Raw genomic sequence first — 19120 nt, forward strand, 5'->3', positions numbered from 1 at the left:
GCCGCGTGGGCGGTTAAGCCGCGACAGATACGCGAGGGCGATTGACCAGCTGGTTGTCCTTACCTTGAACCAGCGGAGTCAACTCGATGTTGAACTCGATTTCCTTGTACGTGTCGGACTTGAGTCCCAGCGCAGCACCGCCCGTCTTCCCGCTCACGCGCGGCACGAGTTCTTCGCGAGTCGCATAGGCAAAATCATCCCAGATGAGCGGGTCGTCTTCGATGTTGATTTGCGTCGTGAGCTTGCGAGTCTTGTCGCTAGTCACGAAGAAATGCACGTGCGCCGGACGATTGCCGTGGCGCGCGATGAGGTCGAGCAGTTGCTGAGTCGCGCCGTGCGGCGGGCAGCCGTAACCCACGGGCATGAGCGTGCGGAATTCGTATTTGCCATCGGCACCCGTCTTTACCGCGCCACGAAGATTGAAGGCGTCTTGCGCGCCCGTCGGGTCGAAGTGCGAATAGAAGCCCTTCGAGTTTGCGTGCCAGCATTCCACGACCGCATTCGGTACGGGCTTGCCATCCGGGCTCGTCACCGTGCCGCGGATGATGAGCGGACCCGCGTCTTCGTCCGCGTTGATGTCGATTCTGGAGACACCATCCCGCACCGGAGCGCCGGCAACGTACAACGGACCTTCAATGGTGCGCGGCGTGCCGCCGTGGATATCTGCTTCACGGTCTTCCGCATCCATGCGGATGTCGAGATACTTCTCGATACCGAGACCAGCGGCCAAGAGTGCAGCCTCGCCATCTTGTCCGAGCTTGTTGAAGTAGGTCACGCCGGCCCAGATCTCGTCGGGTGTCATGTCGAGGTCGTCGATGGCCTTGAAGAGGTCACCCAGCAAGCGATGAGTGATCTGCTTGGCGCGTGCGTTACCGTCCTTGCTTCCGAGATTCGCAGCGGCCTTCAAGAGGTCCTGCGCTTCCTTCGAATCGAACACTTTGACGCTCATTTGTCTGCTCCTGAATCTCTTGTTCGGTGGGGGTTAACCCTCGTTTTTCCGCAGTCCGTATAATGTTTGGAAGGTATGATCGGCGGCGAAAACAGAGTGTGATTGCAGAATAATGAGCCGCCAGACCGCCGTCCAACACTGATTTGGTATCGGGCTATACCAAGGAGGTATAGAAATGGAATTGCGACACCTGCGCTATTTCGTGGCCGTGGCGGAAGAGCGGAACTTCACGCGCGCCGCGCAGCGGCTCAACATCGCGCAGCCGCCACTGAGCCGTCAGATTCAGCAGCTCGAAGAGACGCTGGGCGTTCAACTGCTCGAGCGCAACTCGCGGCCGCTCAAGCTGACAGAGACGGGCAAGTTCTTTTATTCGCATGCCGCGCAGCTGATTGCGCAGACGTCCGAACTCGAATCCATGACAAGGCGCGTTGGCAATATCGAACGCAGCTTGTCCGTTGGTTTCGTAGGCTCGACGCTATACGGCATGCTGCCCAAGATCATCCGCCGCTTTCGCGACGAAAATCCTACCGTCGAGTTGAGCCTGCATGAGATGTCGACGATGGACCAGCTTCGCGCGCTCAAGGACGGTCATATCGACGTGGGGTTCGGTCGAATCCGCAATGAAGACGCGAATATTCGCCGGGTCATTCTGCGGGAAGAAAAGATGATCGTGGCGCTTCCGCAGGGGCATGCGCTCTCGGTTCTCAAGCCGGTGCTCGCGCTGCGTGACTTGCTCAACGAGACGTTGATCGTCTATCCGAAGGCGCCTCGCCCGAGTTACGCGGACCAGGTGCTTGCCGCTTTCAAGGACCGAGCGCTCGAACCCCGGCGAATTTACGAAGTGCGCGAGCTGCAGATAGCGCTTGGTCTCGTGGCGGCGGGTGAAGGCATCTCGATCGTGCCGAGCAGTGTGTATGGCCTTAAGCGTGATGATGTGAGTTACAAGGACCTGGACGACCCCACGCTGGTATCGCCCATCATCATGAGCATGCGAGCGCTCGACGAATCGCGCGACATTCGCGAGATGCTCGAATTGATTTATCGGCTCTACGATGAGGAACACGTGCCTTACGCGCCCCGCACCGACCGGGGGCGCTAAGTTTCGATACCTGGCGAGTATGGCATTAGACGTCGAAGGTCTTGGACAAGGTGTTATTCGCCGTTCGATACTTCGTTCAACCCATCCACTTCGCCAATCCAGGTATGAACCCTCACATCGAATCCGTCGAGGCGATACTGGTCGATTTACCGACCATTCGCGCGCATCAGCTTTCCATGGCGACGATGCAGCAACAAACCATGGTCATCATCCGCCTGCGTTCGAGCGATGGCATCGAGGGCATCGGCGAAGCCACGACTATCGGTGGCTTGTCTTACGGCGAGGAAAGTCCCGAGGGTATCAAGCTGACCATCGATATTTACCTGGCTCCGGCGCTCGTCGGACAGGACGCGAACAATATCAACGCGGTCATGCTCAAGCTGAACAAGGTCGCGCGTGGCAATCGCTTCGCCAAGTCCGGGATCGAGACGGCGCTGCTGGATGCGCAAGGCAAACGCCTTGGCGTGCCGGTGTCCACGTTGCTCGGTGGCGCGGTTCGCAAGACGCTGCCGGTGCTGTGGACGCTTGCCAGCGGCGACACGAATCGCGATATCGAAGAAGCCGAGATGCTGCTCGCCGAACGCCGCCACAATGTGTTCAAGCTGAAGATCGGCCGCCGCGGCGTGCGCGATGACGTCGCCCATGTCTCGAAGATAAAGTCGGCTTTGGGTGACCGGGCCAAGGTAACGGTAGACGTCAATCAGGCATGGAGCGAAGTCGATGCCACGCTCGGCATTGCAGCGCTGGAAGCGGCGGGCGTCGATCTCGTCGAGCAACCGACGCCGCGTGAGCATCGCGGCGCGCTTGCCCGGCTCGCCGCGCGATTCAACGTGCCCATCATGGCCGATGAAAGCGTGACCGGTCCCGAAGATGCCCTCGAACTCGTGCGCGACGCATGCGCCGATGTATTCGCGCTGAAGATCGCGAAGTCCGGCGGCATCTTCGGCATGATGCGCACGGCTGCGATTGCCGATGCAGCGGGCGTGCTGCTTTACGGCGGGACGATGCTAGAAGGGAGTATCGGTTCCGTTGCTTCCGCACATGGCTTTAGCGCGCTTCCGCAACTCGCTTGGGGTACGGAGCTCTTTGGACCGTTATTGCTCAAGGACGACATAGTGACCGCTCGTCCGCAGTATCGCGACTTCGATCTGCATATGCCGGCAGGTCCGGGGCTGGGGCTGCAAATCGACGAGGAAAAGCTGGCGTTTTATCGTCGCGACAAGAAGGCCTGAAGGTTCATTGCCGGATGAGACATGACGCTTGTGTCCGCATGCGGAATCAGCGTCGCCGCTTAGGAGGAAATATGCTGTATCTCGTAAGAATGGACGTGCATCTGCCGCACGACATGCCGCAAGCGCAAGCTGAAGACATCAAGGCTCGCGAGAAGGCGTATTCGCAGCAATTGCAGCGTGAAGGGAAGTGGCAGCAGTTGCATCGCGTGGTTGGTGAGTACGCGAATTTCAGCGTATTCGACGTGGACTCGCATGACGAGCTTCATACAATCTTGTCCGCGTTGCCTTTGTTTCCGTTTATGACGATGCAGGTGACTGCGCTGGCGCATCATCCTTCTTCTATTCGCTAGCCGCGACTCACGCGATTAGTGATCTTTAGCCCCCTGACGCAAGCGCCTAAGCTGCGTGAACGCGTAGATTGCATAATCCTGAGCCGCGGCCGCCGGGTCCCAGTTGATTGCGCGGCCGATGTCGGGCCACGCCGCTCCGCCTTCCAGCATGCACTCGATAGTCGAAATGTGGCCTTGCGTGACGAGGCCAATTCGCACTTGCGAGTTCTCAGAGAGGTATTTGTTGGTCGTAGGCATGGCTCTGGCTGCTTTTCTAACTGTTGCTTCAATGGCATTACGTTGTCGGGACGTCACGGCTCCGCTTGCATCCTCGGACGCCTGGGCCATGCTTCTCGTGTACCAAAGTAACGTCACAGGGCTGCGGTTTCTATTCGCTACACCACACATCGGCGCGGCCGTCGAAAGGCTACTTACGGGAATGGCGACGGGCGTTTGAAGTCGCACGCTCCGACGCAATGTCTCGACTCATCTTCCGACAAAGAAGGACGTTTGCGCGATGTGCGGTAAGCTAGAGGGCTTTGGGAGACACTTTATGACGCGTTACGTACAGGAAGAGCTCACCGACTTTTGGGGACGCCTGACACCTTACCTCGCGTTGCTCGAATCATCGCAAGAGGGCGATGCGGAACCCGTCAAGGGTCCGATTGGACGCGTAACTGTCGATACGCACGACCGCCAGGCCTTTGCGCTTCACACCACGGATGCAGTGCAGGCCGACGATGCCTCGGACACGCCGACAGGCCAAAGCGCAACGTACACGCGCACCAAGGCGATGGGCGGTGAGTGGGGACCGTGGCAGCGCGAAGCCTACGTTTAAAGCTTTAATTGAACGATGACACATTGCCAGTGGTTCCTGATCTCACCAGGGCCGCCGGCTTTCAACGGTGCTTCATGCCTTCGAGGAAACCGTAGCGATGGTTGCCTGCATCACCGCTATCAACTTCGGCGCCGATTGAGCATCGCCAATAGCGAACACCTCGCCGGTACAAACAGTCAGAAGCCTGCCCGCGTTGACGACCTTGCCCACGGCTAGAAACGACGCTCCTATTGCGGGCCGCAGAAAATTCACCTTGAATTCCGCCGTCACCACGTCGTGCCCTTCCGGTGCCTTGGTTAAAGCGGCATAGCCACAAGCATTGTCCACGATGCTCGTAATCACACCGGCATGAGCGAAGCCTTGCTGCTGCGATAAAGCCGCTGAAAAGGGCAGACTGATTCGGACTTCGCCTTCGGATACCGACATCAATGTGGCGCCAAGCGTTTTCATCAAGCCTTGAGCAAAGAAGCTCGATGAAATTCTCGATTCGATATCGTTCATGTCGCGCGTTATGGATAGGCCGGGGATGCCTTTAGTCTAACGGCACTTAGGCTCGTGCGCCTCAAGGCTTATGGCAACTGAAGATGGCGTCGAACAACTCGAATTTTCCTTCGGTCGTCGGAAGCACGCGAGTTGCGTGAGTAATGGCGTTATCGAGCGATGCATGATCGAGCGCCTCTATCACGAGCAGCCCGCAGAAAGCGCCTTCCTGACCACGCCGCATCGACTTTTCTCGTGTGGCAATGGACGTTCCGTCGGTTTGTACCGTCATCGCCTGAACGGTGACGACCCAGTCGAGCCGGGCCAAAGCGTCGATCAGTTCTTGCCCTGTCGAACCGGTCAACTCGTCCGGCATGATGTCTTCAAAGCGTGCGATGGCGATATGACTTCCATACCCGCCGACATGACCCCCCTTCAGCACCACTGAACCCCCGCCACGCCGGAAGCGCATCAGGTTCGGCATGATTCGTTGCGTCCATTCGCTCGGGTCGTTGAGACGCGAAAGATAGCCGGTACTCGACATCACGTTCGCAGTGTCGAGCTCGTAGAGCATGAGGTATTCCGAAGGCTTGCTTGCGCGACGCTTGAATACGCGGCCCGAACGAAATCCCGGCACGCCTACCCGCTCGAAGACATGTTCACGCGTGAGCCAGTGCAAGTAATCGGTTTCGTTGTGTGCTTCGATCGTGCTCCAAATGGCGAGCAAACCTGTGTGTCGATCGGTCATGTGTTTTCTCGCGGTATCGATTGAATGGTGGATGGAGGCGTGATTCCACGCGTCTCAGTAAGTAGCCTGATGTGCGCTCGAATTCTGTTTGCCGATGACGTCGTCGGTGGAATCGAGCCGATTCATGTCGATGCCTTTCGTCTCCGGTCCGATCGCGATCATGCAAAAGGACAGCGCATTCAACGACGCCACGAGTGCGACCAATGTCCACGGCGAGCCGTGACTGAGATTCAAAAGCCACGTGGCGACAACCGGAATCGGGCCGCCTGCGAAGAGGCTTGCGCCGGTGAACGCGAGTGCCGATGCCGAGTATCGGACGTTCGTCGGGAAGGCTTCCGCAAACGCGACCGGCTGAATGCCCGTCTGAACCTGAACGAAGCCCATGAAGAGGCCCATGGCGATCGCCATCGTCGCAAAGTTCTTCGTGGCGAGCAGCGGGAAGTAGAACATCATGATGACGAACGTCGCTGCGGATGCGATGAGCAACGCGCGCTTTCGGCCGATGCGGTCGCTCAACAATCCGCCGAGAATGGAACCGGCGATTGCGCATGCGTTGCCGATCATTAGCAGCGTGAACCCAGTCTGCTTCGGCACGCCGAGCGAGTTCGTTAGATAACCGAGCGTGAACACGACCGCAAGATAGAACAGTGCCGTGGGGCCGCAGAAGAAGAGCATCATGCGAATGATGGTCTTGTAGTGAAGACGAAACGCGTCCTTGAGCGGGCTGCTTACGTTGGCTACCGCAGACTGCTTCATCTGCACGAATGCGGGCGTTTCCGACACGCGCAGACGAATGTAGATGCCGACGATCACGAGCAGGAAACTCATGACGAAGGGAATGCGCCAGCCGTAACTCGTGAAGGCATCGGCGCTCATTGTTGCGGATAGAATCAACAGAACGGCATTCGCGAGGATCTGACTCAGCGGCGCACACATGCCGATCAAGCCGGAATATTTTCCGCGCCGGTCCGCGGGCGCGTGTTCGAGCGCCATCAGTTGTCCGCCGGTGGATTCGCCACCGAGCGCGAATCCCTGGATGATGCGCAAGACGACGAGCAGAATGGGCGCGAGCATGCCGATCTGCAGATAAGTCGGAAGCAGGCCCATCAACACGGAGGTAATGCCCATCACCGAGACTGTGCCGAGCATGAGGTTGCGCCGTCCGATCTTGTCGCCGAAATGGCCGCAAATGATGGCGCCAAGCGGCCGTGCCGCGAGACCCACGCTGAAGGTCGCGAGCGACGCCAGCAGCGCGGAGTTTGGCTCCATGCTCGGGAAGAAGAGTTTGGGAAGCACCGTGGCCGCGACCGAACCGTAAAGCGTGAAGTCGAACCATTCGAGCGCCGTTCCGAGCGTGGCGGCGCTTACCGCGCGATTCGCCATGGAGCGTTGCGAGCCGTCCGCGTTTTCCATTCCCATTTGTGTCTCCTCCTGATGTGTCAGAACCGATCTTCGGGTTATATATTTAGTTATACGATTTAATGAGGACGCGTTTTCAACGCTTTGTTTCGCCGCGCATCAACTAGCGATGCTGACCGCGAAGTTAGGGCCTTTCATCGCCTGACGAAGCATGGGCGACACTCCGCTTGCTTCAGACAGCTCTTTCGACGTCGACATCAATGACGGCACGAGCTCTTTCATCTTTGCGTCGGTCAATCGCGACATGGGTCCCGCGATGATGAGAATAGCGCGAACCTCGCCGTTCTCGGCATGCACGGTTGTCGCCATCGAGCTCATCGCAGGCAAGAACATGTCGTGCGTGGTTGCGTAACCGTTGGCGCGGGCGGCATCGATATGCGGAATCAGTGCCTTGAACGTCGTGGGCGCGTTCGGGCCGAAATCCGACGGCACGCCGAATCCCTGTTTCGATACAAGCCGCATGACTTCTTCGTCGCTCTTGCCCGCGAGCCAAATCATTCCCGCCGCGCTGCAGGACAACGTAACGGGGCGTCCCATCTCCGGGTCGTAGCGAATGCCTTGCCGCGCGCCTTGCGCCTTCGCGACATAGATCAGTTGTTCGCCATCGACGATTGCAAGCCGCACCAATTCTCCCGATGTCGATGCGAGACGCTCCAGAATGGGCTGCGCAATATCGACGACGCCGCCCGCGCTCAAGAAACGCAGTCCAAGCGACGGCATCTTCATGGTCAGCGTGAATTCCCCGCGCCGTTCGTCTTTGCGAACGTAGTCCTGCTCCATGAGGTCGGCGAGCAAGCGGTGCGTCGCGGTAATGGGCAGGTCGAGACTCGTCGACAACTCGGAGAGCGTCTTGCCCTCTGGCGAGTTGGCAAGCTCTTCCAGCACACGAAGAATGCGTTCAGCGACGGCGCTCATGGTCGGGGCATTGGACAGTTGTTGTTCGTCGGATCGGGTATGCGTGCCATTCTAGTGAAAAGTCTTTGCAAATTGCAAACTCTTTTCACTTTTATGTTTTGGATGTTTTTGGGGCGCGGGGTGTTCACCTATCCCGAGTCGACGGAAGACGGGTGAAGTAAGCCTTCAACGCTTCGACCGCTGCGCGAACCTTCGCAGGCTCGGTGCTCTTCTTCGGCGATACCAACGTCACCGGTAGCACAGGAAGCCGCCAGTCTGGAAGCACATGAACGAGCGTCCGACGCTTGATCGAGCTTTGCGCGTCGATATATGCCAAGCGCGCAATGCCTAAACCTTGTTCGCAGATCTGTTGAACCGTGGGTTGTGTAGTGCTTGCAATGCGCACTGGCGCGCGCACCGTCTCTTTCACGCGCTTGTCTCCTTGCAAATCGAGGACGAGCGAAGGTGCGTCATCGTCGGGCGTGCTGGCGTTCTGGCCGGATTCGTCCAGTTCGCGTTCCAGCGATATCCAATGATGCGTCGTCAGTTCTTGCGGACTTTGCGGCGTGCCGTGACGCTGCAAGTACGCCGGCGAGGCGCAGAGAATCGTTTCGAGTTCGCAGAGTGGACGGCCGACCCAACCGGAATCCGCGAGCTTGCCAACGCGAATGGCGATATCGACGCGCGCATCGATGAGATCGACCATCTCGTCGCTGACCAAAAGGCGCAGTCGCAACTTTGGCCACGTGGAAAGGACCGGAGCCAGCGCGGGCGCGATATACGACCCGAAGCCAATCGGCGCGGCGACGCGCAATTCGCCGGTTGGCGCGTCCCGTGCCTGAGCGAGCGATTCGGACGCTGCTTTCCCCGCCTCGATCAACCTCAGGCAATGGGCGTAACAGCGCTCGCCGTCCTCGGTCAGCGTCAATTTGCGCGTCGACCGATGAAGCAAGGTCACACCGGATTCCCGTTCAAGCGCCTTGATTGCCTGACTCACCGCCGATGCACTCATCCCTAGACGCGCGGCGGCAGCGCTCATGGAACCGTGGGAGACGGTCTCCGCGAAGATCACGAACGGCCGAAGGTCATTCATTTTGAAGTGTGGCTTAAATTTGATTGTCGATTTTCGCGGATTATAAATCGCTGCTTGAGAAGCTAGCATCCTCGTATCGCTATTTTTTAGAGGATGTCACGTGAAAGTCGCTCTCATTGGTTCGACCGGTTTTGTTGGAACGCATCTCAAGAAAGAACTTCTTCAACAAGGCCACGAGGTCACGGTATTGCTTCGCAACGCCGCAAGCGCGGCGTCGTCCGAGCGTCTCAAAGTCGTTGTCGGCGACGCGTATTCGTGGGAGTCGGTTGCGAACGCGGTGCGCGGTCACGATGCCGTGGTGTCCGCGTTCAACCCCGGATGGAACGACCCCGAACTGTTCGAGAACTTCACTCGCGGCAATTCGGCAATCGTTCGCGGCGTCGAGGCAAGCGGCGTTCGGCGCTATGTGGTCATTGGCGGCGCCGCGAGCCTGTTCGTCGCGCCTGGCGTGCAACTCATCGATACCGACGAGTTCAGTTCGCATGTGCCGGCGAACATCATTCCGGGCGCAACCGCCGCCCGCGACGCGCTCAATGCAATTCGCGGCAACACGGTCCTGGATTGGACTTTCGTAAGCCCGCCCGCTTTTCTCGAAGAAGGTGAGCGCACGGGTTCTTATCGACTTGGCTCGGAGAACCTTTTAATGGATGGCGACAAGCCGGCCGGCATCTCCGTCGCCGATTTAGCGGTCGCAGTGGTCGATGAACTGGAGAATCCAAAACACGTTAGAGCCAGATTCACGGTTGCGCGCGAACTTTGAGCATTCGAAGCCGCTGCGAGATTCCATGCGTGGACGTAAGAGGCTAAACGGACGAGCAGACTCGTTTCGAGTCCATGGCTTGCGCGAGAAGTCTTATAATGCTTCTACTCCACGCATCGATGGCGATACGGCTCTTCGAACAAATACTACGCACATGGCTTATCAAAACCCTGAAATTACCCGCCTCGTCGCGCAGCAGCAAGCGCTGGAGCGGCAGTTGAACGAAGCAAAAGAACAAGAGACGCAGCTCGTACTGAAGGAAATCGTTCAGAAGATGCGTCAGTACGGTATTTCGCTTAACGAATTGTTTGGCCCGAAGTCGGGCGCCCAGCGCGCCGACGCCCCGGCGAAATATCGCGACCCGGTGAGCGGCGCGACCTGGAGCGGCCGCGGCCGCGCGCCGCAATGGATTGCCGGGAAAGACCGCGACGAGTTTCTCGTCGACAAGGGCGAAAATGTCCGCGCGATGGTTCAAGCCGCGCTATTCCCCGAAAAGCATTAAGTCGAAAGAAAGCTCGCCCGCGCCCGCTTCGAACCACGGGCGCAGCGATCTATTCTCCTATGCGTAGGCGTTAAATCGCCATGCCGCCCGACACTTCAATACGCTGAGCGTTGATCCACCGATTATCTTCGGAGAGCAGCGACGCGATCATCGGGCCAATGTCGTCGGGCAATCCGGCACGGCCCAGCGCCGTCATGTCGGCAATGCGCTTATTCAACTCGGCATTATCCCGAACGATTCCGCCGCTGAAATCGGTCTGAATAGCACCGGGCGCGACCACGTTTACTGCGATCCGGCGCGGCGCGAGTTCCTTCGCCATGTATTTCGTCAATACTTCGACCGCGCCCTTAAGCGAGCCGTAAGCGCCGCTTTCCGGTACGATGATTCGCGTCAGCCCGGAAGACAAGTTGACGATCTTCCCGCCGTCGCGAATAAGCGGCAGCAGTTTCTGCGTCAAAAAGAACACGCCTTTGAAGTGCACGTTATATAGGCCATCCAATTCTTCCTCGGTCGTTTTCTCGATGCTGTTGTGATGTGACGTACCCGCATTGTTGATGAGGAAATCGAAGCGTTCTGCTTTCCATTCGGCTAGCGTTTCGCGGACCTTGCCGATAAAGCTATCGAAGGCGCCGACATTTCCGGTGTCTAGCTGAAGCGCCACTGCTTTTCGACCGAGATCGGACACGGATCGGACGACGTTTTCAGCTTCTTCGCGATTCCGGTGATAAGTAAAGATAATATCGACGCCTCGCTTGGCGAGATTCAGCACTGTGTTTCGGCCTAAGCCCCGGCTGCCGCCGGTGACAATCGCAATCTTTTCTGCGGACATGTTTGCTCTCCTGTGACAGGAGACAGAATAGCCAACCGAGCCTCGAAAGATAACGTGCTCGAGTCTGCACAGGGTGTACTGAAAGAGCGAACAATGGGACCCAACCTCAAGGAACTGGAAGCATTCGTGGCCGTCGTCGAAGCGGGCGGTTTTCGCGATGCCGCGCGCGCCATCGGCAGCAGCCCTTCCGGCGTAAGCGAAGCGGTGCGCCGTCTCGAAGCCCGCACCGGCGTGCGTTTGCTTCATCGCACGACACGCAGCGTCACGACGACCGAAGCGGGCGCGCGGCTCTTGGCTCGACTCAAGCCCGCGCTCGATGGCCTCGACGCAGCGCTCGACGTGGTGAACGGCTTTCGGGACAAGCCAGTTGGCAAGTTGAAGCTGAATGTGCCGGTGGTCGCGGCCAAACTCATCCTGCCGCGCCTGGTGCCGGCGTTTCTCGCGGCTTACCCGGATATCGAACTGGAGGTGATTGCCGACGATGGCTTCATCGACCTGATGGCGGAAGGATGCGACGCAGGCATCCGCTACGGCGAACGTCTGGAGCAGGACATGATCGCCGTTCCTATCGGTCCGCGCGAGCAACGAATGGCGCTCGGCGCGTCACCCGCTTATCTGGAGCGTCGCGGTCGTCCTCAGCATCCGAGCGAACTCTTGCAGCATGCGTGTGTGCGCTATCGCTTCGCGAGCGGCGCGATGACCACATGGGAATTCGAGCGCGACGGCGAGCACATTCGCGTCGAGCCGAGCGGCCCGCTCATCGTTCGAGCGGGCGCCGCAACCGATCTTGGAATAGATGCCGCGCTGGCGGGTTGCGGCATCGTGCAACTCTTCGACGACTGGATGAAGCCGTTCTTCGAGAACGGCTCGCTCGAGCCTGTGCTCGAACCTTGGTGGCAGCGGTTTCCGGGGCCGTTTTTGTACTATTCCGGTCACCGCTACGTGCCGACGCCGCTGCGTGCGTTTCTGGATTTCATCCGCTCGGCGTCGTTCTGAAGCGCGACGCGAACAGCACTTCCAACGCTCAAACCAGCCCCGTCATGTAATACACCGCGATCACGAAGAACACCGCGAGCGTCTTGATGACCGTCACCGCAAAGATGTCGCGATACGACTCCCGATGCGTCAGACCCGTCACCGCGAGCAGCGTGATGACGGCGCCGTTGTGCGGCAAGGTGTCCATGCCGCCGCTTGCCATGGCCACGACGCGGTGCAGAACTTCCAGCGGAATATGTGCGGCTTCGGCGCCCTTGATGAAGGTATCGGACATGGCGGCCAGCGCGATACTCATGCCACCCGACGCCGACCCCGTGATGCCCGCGAGCGAACTCACCGATACCGCCGCATTGACGAGCGGATTCGGAATGCTCTTCAGCGCATCGGAGACGACGAGAAAACCCGGCAACGCGGCGATCACGCCACCGAAGCCATATTCCGACGCCGTGTTCATCGCCGCGAGCAAAGCGCCCGCGACGGCTACGCGCGTGCCCGTGGCGAAGCGATCTTTCACGCGCGAGAAAGCCGTCAGCAACACGAGCACGATGCCGAGCAGCAGCGCGCCTTCGACTGCCCAGATCGCGACGACCGTCTTGACGGCCGTGGTCACGGGCGCATGCACGCCGGGCAGCACTTCCGGCGCGATGGTATAGCTCGCGCCGTACCACGTCGGAATCCACTTCGTGAGCGCGAAGTTGGCGACGCCCACGAGAATCAGCGGCGCAATCGCCAGCGCCGGATTCGGCAGATTGGTCGACTCGACGCGCTCAGGCTCGTTCACGAGCGAGGTGCCGTAGCCTTCGCCCGTGGCCATCGCGCGGCGGCGGCGCCATTCGAGAAACGTCAGTCCCACCACGATGATGAACACCGAGCCGATCACGCCGAGCCACGGCGCGGCCCAGCCGGTCGTCTTGAAGAACGTCGTCGGGATGATGTTTTGAATCTGCGGCGTGCCCGGCAGCGAATCCATCGTGAACGAGAACGCGCCGAGTGCAATCGCGCCCGGCATGAGGCGCTTGGGAATATTGCTCTGCCTGTACATCTCCGCCGCGAACGGATACACGGCGAACACGACCACGAACAGTGATACGCCGCCGTACGTGAGCAGCGCGCACACCGCGACGATCACCGCATTGACGCGCGACTTGCCGATATAGCGAATCGCGGCGGCAACGATCGACTCCGAGAATCCCGACAGTTCGATGACCTTGCCGAACACCGCGCCAAGCAGGAACACCGGGAAGTACAACTTGACGAAGCCAACCATCTTCTCCATGAAGATGCCCGAAAACACGGGCGCGACGGCTGCCGGGTCGGTCAGCAGAACAGCCGCGAGAGCGGCGATCGGCGCGAAAAGAATGACGCTGTAACCGCGATAAGCGGCCAGCATCAGGAACGCCAGGGCGGCGAGCACGATGATGAACGACATGGAGTCTCCATTGATGTTTTGTTATCACGGGTCTCTCTTGAAGACCCTCGACGCGACTGATCGCGCGCCGCGCGGGCAAATGCAGCTTCCGTGCCATCCGCGTAGTCACCGGGCTTTACGCTCGTTTGACCATGCATGAAGGCCGCAAATGCATTCGGAATGTCTCTGTGCCGAGACAAACTCCCGCGCGTCACGGTCGGGCACGCGCCTCGAAGCCTAGCAGATTGCCCCAATGCAGGCAGTCTCCCGTTTGAGATATCCTGTCTCGATAAAGAGATATCGGAGACAAAAGCAGCATGCTCAACGACTGGATCAACGTTCCCCTGGACTATAGCGACGTCATGCGCCGCGCGATGGAATCGCTTTTCAAGACCTTCGAAAATTTGAGCGAAGGCACCTTCATCGTCGATGCGGACGCCCGCGTCGTCTGGATCAACAAGCGCTACGCGGCGCGCTTCGGTTTCCCCGATCCCACCGACGTGATCGGCCTCGATTGCGAAGCGGTCATTCCCAATAGCCTGATGCGCGAAGTCGTCGCGACCGGCAAGCCGATTCTGCTCGACGTGCTGGAGACCGACCGCGAACCGCTCGTCGTCACGCGTTTGCCGCTGAAGGACGAGCAGGGCGCGACCGTTGGCGCCATCGGCTTCGCGCTCTTCGACGAGATGAAAGCGCTCACGCCGCTTTTCGCGCATTACTCGCGCGTGCAGCAGGAACTCATCGCGACGCGCCAGTCGCTCGCGCAGGCGCGGCGCGCCAAGTACACCTTCGCGAGCTTCGTCGGCACGAGTGCGGTGAGTCTCGAAGTGAAGCGGCAAGCGCGGCGCGCGGCGCTCGTCGACTCGCCGGTCTTGCTGCTCGGCGAAACCGGCACCGGCAAGGAGCTGCTTGCACACGCGATCCACGGTGCCTCGACACGCGCCGCAAAGCCGCTGGTCACCGTCAACGTGGCCGCGATTCCCGATACCTTGCTCGAAGTCGAGTTCTTCGGCGCGGCGCCTGGCGCGTACACCGGGGTGGAGCGCAAGGGACGCGTCGGCAAATTCGAACTCGCCGATGGCGGCACGCTGTTCCTCGACGAAATCGGCGACATGCCGCTGCCGTTGCAGGGCAAGCTCTTGCGCGTGCTGCAGGACAAGGAATTCGAGCCGCTCGGGTCGAACCGCATCGTGCGGGCGGATGTTCGCATCATCGCCGCGACTTCCGCCGATCTGCCCGCGCTCGTCGCGGCGGGGCGCTTTCGCGCGGACCTGTTTTATCGCCTGAACGTGCTGACCATTCACGCGCCGCCTTTGCGCGAGCGTCCGGGCGATATCGAAGCGCTCGCCTATGCCATTCTCGAAGACCTGTCGGGCGAGGCGCGCACGGGCCGCATCCGCCAGTTCGTGCTGCATGAAAACGCGCTGCGGCTGCTAGCCGGTTACGCCTGGCCGGGCAACGTGCGCGAGCTTCGCAACACGCTCGAACGCGCACTCATGCTTTCCGATAGCGAACATATCGATGCCCGCGCGCTCGCAGGCTTCATCGATTCGACACCGGCCGCGCCCGCGCCGCCAGTCGAAAGCGCGTCCATGCCCTATGCCGCCGCGATGACCGACTTCGAACGGCGCTTTCTGTCCGACGCCCTGCGCGCGAACAATGGCCGCGTGGCGGAAACGGCGGAACGCATCGGTATCGGGCGGGCGACGCTTTACAAGAAGATCGCCGCGTTGGGCATCGACGTATAGGACATGTAAAGGCATGTGAGATTGTGTCAAACGTGAGCGCGCGCACATTTGCGGCAATCGTCGCGAAAGGCCGGCGTGGCATACTCGCGAAGGCATCGACATCGAAAATAACGACTGAAAACAAGGGGTAAGGGATGAAACTCGGCACTGCGATCGGCTTTTCCGTGATGCTCGCCGCGAGTGCATGGGCACTCGCCGGATGCAGCAGCGCGCCGCCTCTTTTCTCAGCCGATGGCCGTCCCACTCAGCTCGTGCAATGCCCGGCCTACGGCGGCTGGCGTCTTTGCACCGACAACGCGAAGGTCGCCTGCCCGAGCGGCTACGACGTGCTCGAACAATCCAGCGCCGACAACCAGAACGGCTTGTTGATCGCCTGCAAGACAAACTAGCTGGAACCCGTCGCGCGCTTCCTCATCGAAGCGTGATGCCGCATGCGGCGTCTTTCTCTGTTCTTCGAAGGAGCACCGATGTCCAACGCCGGTTTCGATTCCGCGCGCCTTGCCGAAATGCGCGCCGCCATGCAACGCTTCGTCGATTCCGGTGAGGTCGCGGGCATCGTCACGCTCACCTGGCGGCGCGGCGAGATTGCACAAGTGGATGCGCTCGGCTGGCGCGACACCGGCACGCGCACCCCGATGACACGCGACACACTGTTTCGCATTGCGTCGATGACCAAGCCGGTGACGAGCGTCGCCGCGCTCATGCTGGTCGAGGAAGGCCGTCTTGCGCTCGAAGCGCCGGTGGCGAAGTGGTTGCCCGAACTGGCGAACGCCCAGGTGATGCTCGACCCCGAAGGCCCGCTCTCACAGACCGAGCCGGCGCGCACGCAAATCACGCTGCTCGACTTGCTCACGCATCGCGCGGGCTTCGCATATCACTTCACCGCGACGGGCGAACTCGCCGCCGCGTACGAGAGCGTATTCAACGGCTTCGATGCGATGGTCGATCCCGCGAGTTGGCTGGAACACGTCGCCAGAATTCCGTTGATGTTTCATCCCGGCGAGCGCTGGCAGTACGGCGTGTCCACGGATGTACTCGGCGCGCTGGTGCAACGCGTGTCCGGCATGCCGCTCGGCGAGTTCTTCCGCACGCGCATCTTCGAGCCGCTTGGCATGCACGACACGGCTTTTGCCGTGACGCCCGAACAGGCTTCGCGGCTTGCGACGTCCTATGTCGTCGATTCCCCGGGCGCGCAACTAGTGGTGGAGGATCACCCTTCGTCGAGCCGTTGGATCGACGCCGCGCGTTATCAAAGCGGTGGTGGCGGGCTCGTGTCCACCGCCGACGACTATCTGCGTTTCGCGCGCGTGTTGCTTGGACGCGGCCGTCTGCAAGGCGATGCTAAAGAGCGCGCAGCAGGTCCGCGGCTTCTGTCGCACAAGTCCGTCGACTTGATGCGCTCTAACTTTCTTACGCCTGCGCAGCGCGAGATCCCGGCGTTCGGCTATCCATTGTGGCGCGCGCAGGGTTTCGGCCTCGGGCTGTCGGTTGTCGACAATCCGGCGTTTCAATTGCCCGCGGGATATCGTTCGACGGGTTCGTTCAGTTGGCCGGGCGCGCTCGGAACAAGCTGGTTTGCCGATCCCGTCGAGGACATGATCGGCATCATGCTCATTCAGCGGCGTGCGCTCGAACCGTTCCCGCTCGCGCGCGAGTACGAGCGGCTCGTGTATGCGGCTATCGACGACTGACCGTTGTCAGCTTTGCTGCGTCTCCCGCAGCATCGTCACGTCGTAGCCGAGTGCGCGCGTGCGTTCGATCAGCGAGCGCCGCATATCGGGCGATGGCCGCGCGTCGCGCGTGAGAATCCACAGATAGCGGCCGGTCGGTTCGCCGACGATGGACCAGCTGTAGTCGTCGGCGTGATCGAGAATCCAATAGTCGCCGACATAGAACGGCCCGAAAAACGACACCTTCAGCTTCGTTCCGTTCGATCCCGGAACGATCTTCGCGCGTCCTTCCGATGTTTTATATGGCCCGCTCAAGCCGCCTTCGTGGCATGCGTTGATGACCGAGACGAGCCCGTCTTCGCGACGCGCATAGTTCGCGGTCACGCCTTCGCAGCCGCGTTCGAAGCGGTTTTCGTAGCGGGCGAACTCATGCCAGTGGCCCAGGTATCGATCGAGATCGACAGCCTTCGAAGGCTCGGGCACGTTCTCGTTGCCGCTCTTGCGTGCGCCGTTCGTGGCGCATGCCGCAAGCGCCGCAACGCCGCCAAGCGTGATGAGCGCAGCGGCGCCGTAGATCCATGGACTTCTGATTTTCATGTTGCGCGTCTGCTTTTGATTGCGAAGACCTAGCATTGAGCAAACTTCATTCCGATGTTTTTGCACTCCCGGAAAGCCTCACCTTTCGAGCGTCGGAAAAGGCTTTTGCATGTCTCCCGAGGTTGCGGCATAGAAGGCAACTCCTTGTCCCATATCGTTTTTCGTTCGTCGAAATCTAAGCCGAGGTCGATTCGACTAGTCGTTTTGACGCGCTCCTGTATTCGCTCACCTCAGGCAAACGGCTGTACAGACGGAGCGCATCAGCGGTCTTCCAGTGTCGAATCGGCGTGCTGGTTGGCATTTTTCGACGTCAAGATGAAAACGTTACAGAACAATGGCTTGCCGAAAGAACTTAGAGCACATTAAAACGTTTCGCGGTACGGATAAACTTTGAGGCGTGAGCCTTGGGCGGCTCTCGCGGCTCACCATCACGCCGCTCCCGAAATGCCTCACCTTTTTGACAGCGGTTATTCTCTCGGCTCCTTTCTGTTGAAGCCTTGTCATGCCATCGCCGGATCATCTGCATTTCGCTTTCTCTTCGATGTCTTCGCTTCTCACGCCGCTTTTCACCATCATCCTGCCGGTCTTCGGACTCATCCTCGCGGGCTACGCGTGCCGCAAGCTCAACAAGCTCGGTCCCGCCGCCGCATCGGAACTGAACCGCTTCGTCGTCTATCTCGCGTTGCCCGCGTTGCTCTTCGACACGATGTCCAGGACGCCGTGGAGCATGCTCGATCAACCGGCGTTCATCGCGGTGTTCGGCATCGGGTCAGCCGTGGTGTTCGTGCTTACGCTTATCGCGCGGCTCATGCGTGCGCGTCCGCTCGCCGATGCCAGCATCGACGGACTCAACGCTGCTTATGCGAATACCGGTTTCGTCGGCTTGCCGCTTTGTTTGCTGGCGTTCGGCAAGGAAAGTCTCGCGCCCGCCGTCATCGCGACGATCATCACTGTGTGCGTGCTGTTCGCGGTGGCGATCGTGCTGATCGAACTCGGCTTGCAACGCGAAAAGCACATCTTCTGGACGCTATGGCGCGTGGCGACGTCGCTTGGCAAGAACCCTCTTTTGATCGCGCCGCTTGCGGGCACGTTGCTGAGCGGTTCGGGCGCGCACGTGCCGGATGGCGCCGAAGCGTTTCTAAAACTGCTGGGCGGCGCGGCGAGTCCTTGTGCGCTGGTTGCGCTCGGACTCTTTCTCGGCGCGAAAGGCGAGGCGCGCAGTCTTCGAACGACGGGCGCACTCGTTACGCTCAAATTGATCGCGCAGCCCTTGCTGACTTACTGGCTGGCGTTTCATGTCTTCAGCATGCCGCCGCTATGGTCGAAGACCGCCGTGATTTTGAGCGCGCTGCCAACCGGCACCGGTCCGTTCATGCTCGCGGAGTTTTATCGACGCGATGGCGGTGTCACTTCGAGCGCCATTCTGTTTTCCACGGTGCTCTCGCTCGTCACCGTGACGTTTTGTCTGACCGTGCTGCTTTGAACCGGCTTCGCCCGCATTCGACCCGTCGCTCGCCCGCGATAAAAAA

21 protein-coding genes are annotated in these 19120 nt (G+C 59.9%); 11 read left to right on the top strand and 10 right to left on the bottom strand.

What is annotated here, in order from left to right; all coding sequences use genetic code 11:
* Nucleotides 1-13: 13 nt before the first annotated feature.
* Nucleotides 14-949 carry a catechol 1,2-dioxygenase gene (gene catA, locus P9250_RS15795; protein ID WP_310393963.1) on the bottom strand — a complete coding sequence of 312 codons (936 nt, stop codon included), beginning with the start codon at nucleotides 947-949 and terminating at the stop codon, nucleotides 14-16.
* A gap of 175 nt (nucleotides 950-1124) precedes the next feature.
* Between catA and P9250_RS15800 the strand changes: the two genes are divergently transcribed.
* The 3 genes from P9250_RS15800 to catC all read left to right on the top strand — a co-directional run bounded on the left by P9250_RS15800 (nucleotide 1125) and on the right by catC (nucleotide 3630).
* Nucleotides 1125-2048, top strand: coding sequence for a LysR family transcriptional regulator (locus tag P9250_RS15800; RefSeq protein ID WP_244828892.1), 924 nt, complete (start codon nucleotides 1125-1127; stop codon nucleotides 2046-2048).
* Nucleotides 2049-2152: 104 nt separating this feature from the next.
* Entirely contained in the window at nucleotides 2153-3280 is a 1128-nt protein-coding gene (locus P9250_RS15805; RefSeq protein ID WP_310393965.1) for a muconate/chloromuconate family cycloisomerase, read from the top strand.
* 71 nt (nucleotides 3281-3351) lie between these two features.
* A complete protein-coding gene (gene catC, locus P9250_RS15810; protein ID WP_250467599.1) occupies nucleotides 3352-3630 on the top strand; it encodes a muconolactone Delta-isomerase in 279 nt (92 codons plus the stop codon).
* 15 nt (nucleotides 3631-3645) lie between these two features.
* On the opposite strand, the gene P9250_RS15815 is transcribed toward catC, so the two are convergent.
* Nucleotides 3646-3867, bottom strand: a complete 222-nt coding sequence (locus P9250_RS15815) for a hypothetical protein (RefSeq protein WP_250467598.1) — start codon at nucleotides 3865-3867, stop codon at nucleotides 3646-3648.
* A 295-nt stretch (nucleotides 3868-4162) separates the two neighbouring features.
* On the opposite strand from P9250_RS15815, the gene P9250_RS15820 reads away from it, so the two are divergent.
* A complete protein-coding gene (locus P9250_RS15820; RefSeq protein ID WP_244828888.1) occupies nucleotides 4163-4447 on the top strand; it encodes a hypothetical protein in 285 nt (94 codons plus the stop codon).
* Nucleotides 4448-4519: 72 nt separating this feature from the next.
* Here the strand turns inward: P9250_RS15820 and P9250_RS15825 are convergent, their stop codons facing one another.
* The 5 genes from P9250_RS15825 to P9250_RS15845 form a co-directional block, all read right to left on the bottom strand.
* Nucleotides 4520-4948 carry a PaaI family thioesterase gene (locus P9250_RS15825; RefSeq protein ID WP_250467597.1) on the bottom strand — a complete coding sequence of 143 codons (429 nt, stop codon included), beginning with the start codon at nucleotides 4946-4948 and terminating at the stop codon, nucleotides 4520-4522.
* A 61-nt stretch (nucleotides 4949-5009) separates the two neighbouring features.
* Nucleotides 5010-5675: a DUF4286 family protein gene (locus tag P9250_RS15830; RefSeq protein WP_310393968.1), complete on the bottom strand. Its 666-nt coding sequence runs from the start codon at nucleotides 5673-5675 to the stop codon at nucleotides 5010-5012.
* 54 nt (nucleotides 5676-5729) lie between these two features.
* Entirely contained in the window at nucleotides 5730-7094 is a 1365-nt protein-coding gene (locus P9250_RS15835) for an MFS transporter (protein ID WP_244828885.1), read from the bottom strand.
* Between the two features lie 99 nt (nucleotides 7095-7193).
* Nucleotides 7194-8009 carry an IclR family transcriptional regulator gene (locus P9250_RS15840; RefSeq protein ID WP_250510452.1) on the bottom strand — a complete coding sequence of 272 codons (816 nt, stop codon included), beginning with the start codon at nucleotides 8007-8009 and terminating at the stop codon, nucleotides 7194-7196.
* A 124-nt stretch (nucleotides 8010-8133) separates the two neighbouring features.
* Entirely contained in the window at nucleotides 8134-9081 is a 948-nt protein-coding gene (locus tag P9250_RS15845; RefSeq protein ID WP_310393971.1) for a LysR family transcriptional regulator, read from the bottom strand.
* A gap of 100 nt (nucleotides 9082-9181) precedes the next feature.
* On the opposite strand from P9250_RS15845, the gene P9250_RS15850 reads away from it, so the two are divergent.
* Both P9250_RS15850 and P9250_RS15855 read left to right on the top strand, forming a co-directional pair.
* Entirely contained in the window at nucleotides 9182-9841 is a 660-nt protein-coding gene (locus tag P9250_RS15850) for an NAD(P)H-binding protein (RefSeq protein ID WP_310393973.1), read from the top strand.
* Between the two features lie 79 nt (nucleotides 9842-9920).
* The gene (locus tag P9250_RS15855) at nucleotides 9921-10343 is read left to right on the top strand and encodes an H-NS histone family protein (protein WP_310393975.1); all 423 of its coding nucleotides are present in this window, start codon (nucleotides 9921-9923) and stop codon (nucleotides 10341-10343) included.
* A gap of 70 nt (nucleotides 10344-10413) precedes the next feature.
* Here the strand turns inward: P9250_RS15855 and P9250_RS15860 are convergent, their stop codons facing one another.
* Nucleotides 10414-11172, bottom strand: a complete 759-nt coding sequence (locus P9250_RS15860; protein WP_310393977.1) for an SDR family oxidoreductase — start codon at nucleotides 11170-11172, stop codon at nucleotides 10414-10416.
* 93 nt (nucleotides 11173-11265) lie between these two features.
* Here P9250_RS15860 and P9250_RS15865 point away from each other — a divergent pair, with 93 nt between their 5' ends.
* The gene (locus P9250_RS15865) at nucleotides 11266-12168 is read left to right on the top strand and encodes a LysR family transcriptional regulator (RefSeq protein ID WP_250467591.1); all 903 of its coding nucleotides are present in this window, start codon (nucleotides 11266-11268) and stop codon (nucleotides 12166-12168) included.
* Nucleotides 12169-12196: 28 nt separating this feature from the next.
* On the opposite strand, the gene P9250_RS15870 is transcribed toward P9250_RS15865, so the two are convergent.
* Nucleotides 12197-13597 (bottom strand): GntP family permease, encoded by a 1401-nt coding sequence (locus tag P9250_RS15870; protein WP_250467590.1) that lies wholly within the window; start codon nucleotides 13595-13597, stop codon nucleotides 12197-12199.
* 296 nt (nucleotides 13598-13893) lie between these two features.
* Between P9250_RS15870 and P9250_RS15875 the strand changes: the two genes are divergently transcribed.
* The 3 genes from P9250_RS15875 to P9250_RS15885 all read left to right on the top strand — a co-directional run bounded on the left by P9250_RS15875 (nucleotide 13894) and on the right by P9250_RS15885 (nucleotide 17015).
* On the top strand, nucleotides 13894-15324 hold the full coding sequence (locus P9250_RS15875) for a sigma-54-dependent Fis family transcriptional regulator (protein WP_244828877.1): 1431 nt from the start codon (nucleotides 13894-13896) through the stop codon (nucleotides 15322-15324).
* 134 nt (nucleotides 15325-15458) lie between these two features.
* Nucleotides 15459-15713 (top strand): hypothetical protein, encoded by a 255-nt coding sequence (locus tag P9250_RS15880; RefSeq protein ID WP_310393981.1) that lies wholly within the window; start codon nucleotides 15459-15461, stop codon nucleotides 15711-15713.
* A 78-nt stretch (nucleotides 15714-15791) separates the two neighbouring features.
* Complete coding sequence (locus P9250_RS15885; protein WP_310393982.1) at nucleotides 15792-17015, top strand: serine hydrolase domain-containing protein; 1224 nt, start codon at nucleotides 15792-15794, stop codon at nucleotides 17013-17015.
* Between the two features lie 6 nt (nucleotides 17016-17021).
* Here the strand turns inward: P9250_RS15885 and P9250_RS15890 are convergent, their stop codons facing one another.
* Nucleotides 17022-17591: a lipocalin family protein gene (locus tag P9250_RS15890; RefSeq protein ID WP_244828874.1), complete on the bottom strand. Its 570-nt coding sequence runs from the start codon at nucleotides 17589-17591 to the stop codon at nucleotides 17022-17024.
* A gap of 541 nt (nucleotides 17592-18132) precedes the next feature.
* On the opposite strand from P9250_RS15890, the gene P9250_RS15895 reads away from it, so the two are divergent.
* Nucleotides 18133-19074 carry an AEC family transporter gene (locus tag P9250_RS15895; protein WP_310394179.1) on the top strand — a complete coding sequence of 314 codons (942 nt, stop codon included), beginning with the start codon at nucleotides 18133-18135 and terminating at the stop codon, nucleotides 19072-19074.
* Nucleotides 19075-19120: the final 46 nt, after the last annotated feature.

Source organism: Caballeronia sp. LP006 (assembly GCF_031450995.1).
Lineage (GTDB): Bacteria > Pseudomonadota > Gammaproteobacteria > Burkholderiales > Burkholderiaceae > Caballeronia.

Coding starts and splice junctions, on each gene's coding strand:
- catA (WP_310393963.1), bottom strand. CDS start 949: ATGAGCGTCAAAGTGTTCGATTCGAAGGAAGCGCAGGACCTCTTGAAG.
- P9250_RS15800 (WP_244828892.1), top strand. CDS start 1,125: ATGGAATTGCGACACCTGCGCTATTTCGTGGCCGTGGCGGAAGAGCGG.
- P9250_RS15805 (WP_310393965.1), top strand. CDS start 2,153: ATGAACCCTCACATCGAATCCGTCGAGGCGATACTGGTCGATTTACCG.
- catC (WP_250467599.1), top strand. CDS start 3,352: ATGCTGTATCTCGTAAGAATGGACGTGCATCTGCCGCACGACATGCCG.
- P9250_RS15815 (WP_250467598.1), bottom strand. CDS start 3,867: ATGCCTACGACCAACAAATACCTCTCTGAGAACTCGCAAGTGCGAATT.
- P9250_RS15820 (WP_244828888.1), top strand. CDS start 4,163: ATGACGCGTTACGTACAGGAAGAGCTCACCGACTTTTGGGGACGCCTG.
- P9250_RS15825 (WP_250467597.1), bottom strand. CDS start 4,948: ATGAACGATATCGAATCGAGAATTTCATCGAGCTTCTTTGCTCAAGGC.
- P9250_RS15830 (WP_310393968.1), bottom strand. CDS start 5,675: ATGACCGATCGACACACAGGTTTGCTCGCCATTTGGAGCACGATCGAA.
- P9250_RS15835 (WP_244828885.1), bottom strand. CDS start 7,094: ATGGGAATGGAAAACGCGGACGGCTCGCAACGCTCCATGGCGAATCGC.
- P9250_RS15840 (WP_250510452.1), bottom strand. CDS start 8,009: ATGAGCGCCGTCGCTGAACGCATTCTTCGTGTGCTGGAAGAGCTTGCC.
- P9250_RS15845 (WP_310393971.1), bottom strand. CDS start 9,081: ATGAATGACCTTCGGCCGTTCGTGATCTTCGCGGAGACCGTCTCCCAC.
- P9250_RS15860 (WP_310393977.1), bottom strand. CDS start 11,172: ATGTCCGCAGAAAAGATTGCGATTGTCACCGGCGGCAGCCGGGGCTTA.
- P9250_RS15865 (WP_250467591.1), top strand. CDS start 11,266: ATGGGACCCAACCTCAAGGAACTGGAAGCATTCGTGGCCGTCGTCGAA.
- P9250_RS15870 (WP_250467590.1), bottom strand. CDS start 13,597: ATGTCGTTCATCATCGTGCTCGCCGCCCTGGCGTTCCTGATGCTGGCC.
- P9250_RS15875 (WP_244828877.1), top strand. CDS start 13,894: ATGCTCAACGACTGGATCAACGTTCCCCTGGACTATAGCGACGTCATG.
- P9250_RS15880 (WP_310393981.1), top strand. CDS start 15,459: ATGAAACTCGGCACTGCGATCGGCTTTTCCGTGATGCTCGCCGCGAGT.
- P9250_RS15885 (WP_310393982.1), top strand. CDS start 15,792: ATGTCCAACGCCGGTTTCGATTCCGCGCGCCTTGCCGAAATGCGCGCC.
- P9250_RS15890 (WP_244828874.1), bottom strand. CDS start 17,591: ATGAAAATCAGAAGTCCATGGATCTACGGCGCCGCTGCGCTCATCACG.
- P9250_RS15895 (WP_310394179.1), top strand. CDS start 18,133: ATGTCTTCGCTTCTCACGCCGCTTTTCACCATCATCCTGCCGGTCTTC.